The sequence below is a fragment of the Kluyvera ascorbata ATCC 33433 genome (assembly GCF_000735365.1).
Classification (GTDB): Bacteria; Pseudomonadota; Gammaproteobacteria; order Enterobacterales; family Enterobacteriaceae; genus Kluyvera; species Kluyvera ascorbata.
The window spans coordinates 1-3,471 of the sequence record NZ_JMPL01000208.1; the positions used below are offsets into that span (position 1 = coordinate 1).

The 3,471-nt window shown below is 33.9% G+C and carries 9 protein-coding genes; 4 read left to right on the top strand and 5 right to left on the bottom strand.

Annotated elements, in window-relative coordinates:
- The 3 genes from GKAS_RS25190 to GKAS_RS23050 form a co-directional block, all read left to right on the top strand.
- Nucleotides 1–432, top strand: a 432-nt coding sequence (locus GKAS_RS25190; protein ID WP_035897835.1) for a hypothetical protein, incomplete at its 5' end; no start/stop codon positions are given.
- Nucleotides 395–688, top strand: coding sequence for a hypothetical protein (locus GKAS_RS24445; protein WP_246870769.1), 294 nt, complete (start codon nt 395–397; stop codon nt 686–688). The genes GKAS_RS25190 and GKAS_RS24445, both read left to right, overlap by 38 nt.
- 18 nt (nt 689–706) lie before the next feature.
- Nucleotides 707–1,081 (top strand): hypothetical protein, encoded by a 375-nt coding sequence (locus GKAS_RS23050; protein ID WP_035897837.1) that lies wholly within the window; start codon nt 707–709, stop codon nt 1,079–1,081.
- A gap of 11 nt (nt 1,082–1,092) precedes the next feature.
- Here the strand turns inward: GKAS_RS23050 and GKAS_RS23055 are convergent, their stop codons facing one another.
- Genes GKAS_RS23055 through GKAS_RS23070 form a run of 4 tightly spaced genes read right to left on the bottom strand, consistent with a single transcriptional unit; the run spans nt 1,093 to nt 2,711 of the window.
- Nucleotides 1,093–1,386, bottom strand: a complete 294-nt coding sequence (locus GKAS_RS23055; protein ID WP_035897838.1) for a hypothetical protein — start codon at nt 1,384–1,386, stop codon at nt 1,093–1,095.
- A gap of 10 nt (nt 1,387–1,396) precedes the next feature.
- The gene (locus GKAS_RS23060) at nt 1,397–1,702 is read right to left on the bottom strand and encodes a hypothetical protein (RefSeq protein ID WP_035897840.1); all 306 of its coding nucleotides are present in this window, start codon (nt 1,700–1,702) and stop codon (nt 1,397–1,399) included.
- On the bottom strand, nt 1,699–2,268 hold the full coding sequence (locus GKAS_RS25420) for a hypothetical protein (RefSeq protein WP_035897841.1): 570 nt from the start codon (nt 2,266–2,268) through the stop codon (nt 1,699–1,701). The genes GKAS_RS23060 and GKAS_RS25420 overlap by 4 nt, the downstream gene beginning before the upstream one ends.
- Entirely contained in the window at nt 2,265–2,711 is a 447-nt protein-coding gene (locus GKAS_RS23070) for a GIY-YIG nuclease family protein (protein WP_035897842.1), read from the bottom strand. Before GKAS_RS23070 ends, GKAS_RS25420 begins: the two co-directional genes overlap by 4 nt.
- A 32-nt stretch (nt 2,712–2,743) precedes the next feature.
- Between GKAS_RS23070 and GKAS_RS23075 the strand changes: the two genes are divergently transcribed.
- On the top strand, nt 2,744–3,181 hold the full coding sequence (locus GKAS_RS23075) for a glycoside hydrolase family protein (protein ID WP_035897844.1): 438 nt from the start codon (nt 2,744–2,746) through the stop codon (nt 3,179–3,181).
- Between the two features lie 12 nt (nt 3,182–3,193).
- Here GKAS_RS23075 and GKAS_RS23080 read toward each other — a convergent pair whose 3' ends face one another.
- Nucleotides 3,194–3,391, bottom strand: coding sequence for a hypothetical protein (locus GKAS_RS23080; RefSeq protein ID WP_156105168.1), 198 nt, complete (start codon nt 3,389–3,391; stop codon nt 3,194–3,196).
- Nucleotides 3,392–3,471: the final 80 nt, after the last annotated feature.

Here is a 3,471-nt window from a genome sequence, read left to right on the forward strand (position 1 = left end):
TCAAGTTTAATGACGATATCTCTTGCTAATACATGGGAATTTTTCTGCTCAACTTATTATATTACATCCTTTCTAAACACATCTCAATTTGAATCTTTTGAAAAAGATAAGATTACTGCATTAGGAGAAAGCAAAGAATTAGATGTTAAACTGAATGAATTAATAATAGATTTGCACGGATTAAAATCATGGGATATGAAATGTGATGTGGAAGATGAATATCTGAATTACATTACAGAATGCACAAAGCTACGTAGAACAGTAGATGAATATTTTTTGAGAGAATTCGATAATGGACGTGACAATAGTGCCGCATATTATTTAATTACAAAGAAAGATGTAGAAAATAAGTTTGCAGTAATTATCGAAATGTATAAAATGTTGGAAATAAGATATGAAAAAGCCTTTTCAAAAACATCAGCTAATGAATAAGGAAAAAATGAAAGCAATTCTAGTACTGATACCTTTGCTTCTATCTGGTTGTGCGATGGTTCAATACAATGATGGTGATACCGTTAGCCTTCAATCAGATGGATGGTTTGGATTAGATTCGCTGCAAAAAACAGCAAATGAAGCATGTAAACAGTACGGCAAAAGTCGAGCCGTCTACACACATAGTGCAAATGCTAACCCTCACCTACCAAAAGGTTCTGGGGTACAAAACACTATATGGAAATGTGAGAAATAAACTTTACAAGGGGATTAAATGAAAACATGTTTAGAATTTATAAATCTGGCTTCTAGATATATATTAGTAGTTGGTTCATTAACATTAATTTTAATAGTATTGAAATACTTTAATCTTACAACATTAGGTTCATTTGGGATTCTTGCCTTAATACTTACCATAATACCGGGTTTCTCCATAACTAGAAAATATTTCGAGCCTGTTACGTTCAAAGGTAAAAAACTAGATTTATTGTTTTTATCTGGCGTTGCCGTAGCAATAGTAGCACTACCAGTTTCAATATTTGATAGTGAAGCAAAGACCGCTGATCGGTTGGGCTATGGTATTATTGGTGTATTCCTTATTTACCTAATCATAAAATCTGTACTTAACGATATGAAAAAAAAACCATAAGGGGCTTTCTATTAGCTTCCACCAACCATTATCAAAAGTACCTGTAGGAGTTGCCCCATAGGTACTTGGATCACGACGATTCCAAAATAGTCTAGTACTGGGACGATTAACCAGTTATAGGCGATGATAAGGGTAAGTACCATTCCTAAGATATTACGCCAATGTAGAGTGTTCTTCTCAATTTCAATTTTATTGATTTCAAGTTGTCCCTCTACATTGGTTTCCTTTACTTCCTTTTCGATAGTTTTTGTTTTCACGAAAAAACTAAAGGCAGTTTTTGCAAGTTCAATTAATGATAATAACATATGTTCCTCGTTATTCTTTGATAGCGACAACAACCAAATAGTAGTGATTACCCTTCACAAAAATCTTATTATTAGATAGTACCGTAATATCTAGTACGACATCTTCTAATGTCCATGTAAGAGAATCACCAATTTTCATTGTCTGTGGTTGTTCAAATGCAATATTCATTAAGTGTTCGGTAGGATATTGCTTCAATGTTTTTTTGATTAGTTTATTAGTAAGTAGGCATTTATGGTAAGGTAGACTATTCATAAATGGCGTAGTACTGTTAACTAGGATTTCTTGTGTTTTCCCTTCATAGTGATTTTCAATCATGATTTATTATTTCCTATGGTGTATTGTCCTTTGATTTGCGTAATGATTAAATCTATTCCTTTGTATCCTTCTTTATACCAGTCATAGAATAATTTACGTGTTTTCTCATCTTTGAGTGCAATCACTCGTTTATCAGATTTCTTAATACGTGTATCAATAATTCTTTTAGTACCGTGCGATTCCACTACTTTGTATTTACCAGACTTCAAATTGCTTTTAAGACCTGTAATGTTACCTTGCATTGTTAATTTGGCTGCACTGGTCGGAATGAACTTATCAATACTAGAAGGTTTTACTACAACATCGTATAAGTACCCCGTCTGTATGTCCTTAACCATCAAGTTAATACTAATTCCCGTAGCACGTTTAGAATATGTGACTAACATAGAATTGTTAGTGAACGGTACAACTCCACCTTCGGCGGCTACACTCATTTCCATTTGCATCTTTTTACTTAGGGATCGAACTCGGTGTAATAGTTCATCGCTAAATTCATTCTTATAATCTTTACCGCTTTTATTGAGGTACTTCTTTGCACCTTCAATACCTGTTACTTTATTCTTCATGATAATCTCTCGTATAAGTACTGGAATGTTTTAAAGAGTCCTGCCCGTTCACCCGGTTTAGGTAATCGTGATTTAGTCATAATGGCTTTATTCAGACAATTACACTTCATCCCAACTGTACCAATCAACATTGCTTCAATTAATGCGGCTTGATTGGTTGTAGGGAAACACCAGAGTATGTACTTGTTATAATCCTCACCTTCTTCTATACGTGCCTGTACTGTTTTAGAACTTGAATAGTATTTCATCCAGTCTGCTTCTTTGGATGTAGTCTTTAGGTCGTTAATATCCTTTATGCCCTTATATATTTGTTTCATTCCAAGATAGTAATCACCATCAGGGAATATAATTAGGTAAACAAAAGCGGCATAGCTAGTATCATTTACATCCGTAATATCCCATATTTCGGGATCGTGAATCTCCCAACTCTTAATAACCATCATAAATACCTCATATTAATTATTCTGAGGTATTTATGAATTTGAGAGAGAGATTAAAAGAATATGAAGGTACTAAAGCGTACCAGACAAAGTTAGGCTATTACCGTGATGGTACATTCCGTGTATATAAAGATTCACTAGGTAAAAACACAATCGGCCACGGACACTTAGTACTACCCGGTGAAAACTTTAGCTGTGGATTAACAGAAACTGAAGCCAATAACCTTCTAGATAAGGATATTGAAATTGCCCGTACTGGTGTAAAAGCACTTGGTACATTTGCACCTGATATTGAAGAGTATCTAATCATTATGGTATTCCAACTTGGTTTAGTTGGGATGAAGAAATTCAAGAAACTATTGGCGGCTGCGGCTATTGGTGATCGTACTGAAATGAAAGTACAGGCACGTGATTCACTCTGGTATAAACAAACACCAAATAGAGTAAAAGCAATGGATTTAATTCTAAAATAACAAAGGGGGCTTTTATGTCCCTTTTTTTACGATAATATCTAATACAGCTCGAATATGTGAAATCTCTACTTTAATGTCTGTTAATTCCTTAACCAGTTCTTTCAACTCATCAATATCTTTAACAATACCTTCTGTTTTAGTTTCTAAAACGGATACTTTTGCTTCAATATCTCCGACTCTCTTATTATATGACTGTACGGTTAAATACAAGAACCTTAGGAATCCTCCTAATAATCCTAATACACAAAGTACAATTGGTATTAATACTGCCCACTCCATTTATTATATTC

Bases quoted from the DNA above. Each gene is read 5' to 3' on its own strand.
- GKAS_RS24445 (WP_246870769.1), top strand. From the start codon at position 395: ATGAAAAAGCCTTTTCAAAAACATCAGCTAATGAATAAGGAAAAAATG.
- GKAS_RS23050 (WP_035897837.1), top strand. From the start codon at position 707: ATGAAAACATGTTTAGAATTTATAAATCTGGCTTCTAGATATATATTA.
- GKAS_RS23055 (WP_035897838.1), bottom strand. From the start codon at position 1,386: ATGTTATTATCATTAATTGAACTTGCAAAAACTGCCTTTAGTTTTTTC.
- GKAS_RS23060 (WP_035897840.1), bottom strand. From the start codon at position 1,702: ATGATTGAAAATCACTATGAAGGGAAAACACAAGAAATCCTAGTTAAC.
- GKAS_RS25420 (WP_035897841.1), bottom strand. From the start codon at position 2,268: ATGAAGAATAAAGTAACAGGTATTGAAGGTGCAAAGAAGTACCTCAAT.
- GKAS_RS23070 (WP_035897842.1), bottom strand. From the start codon at position 2,711: ATGATGGTTATTAAGAGTTGGGAGATTCACGATCCCGAAATATGGGAT.
- GKAS_RS23075 (WP_035897844.1), top strand. From the start codon at position 2,744: ATGAATTTGAGAGAGAGATTAAAAGAATATGAAGGTACTAAAGCGTAC.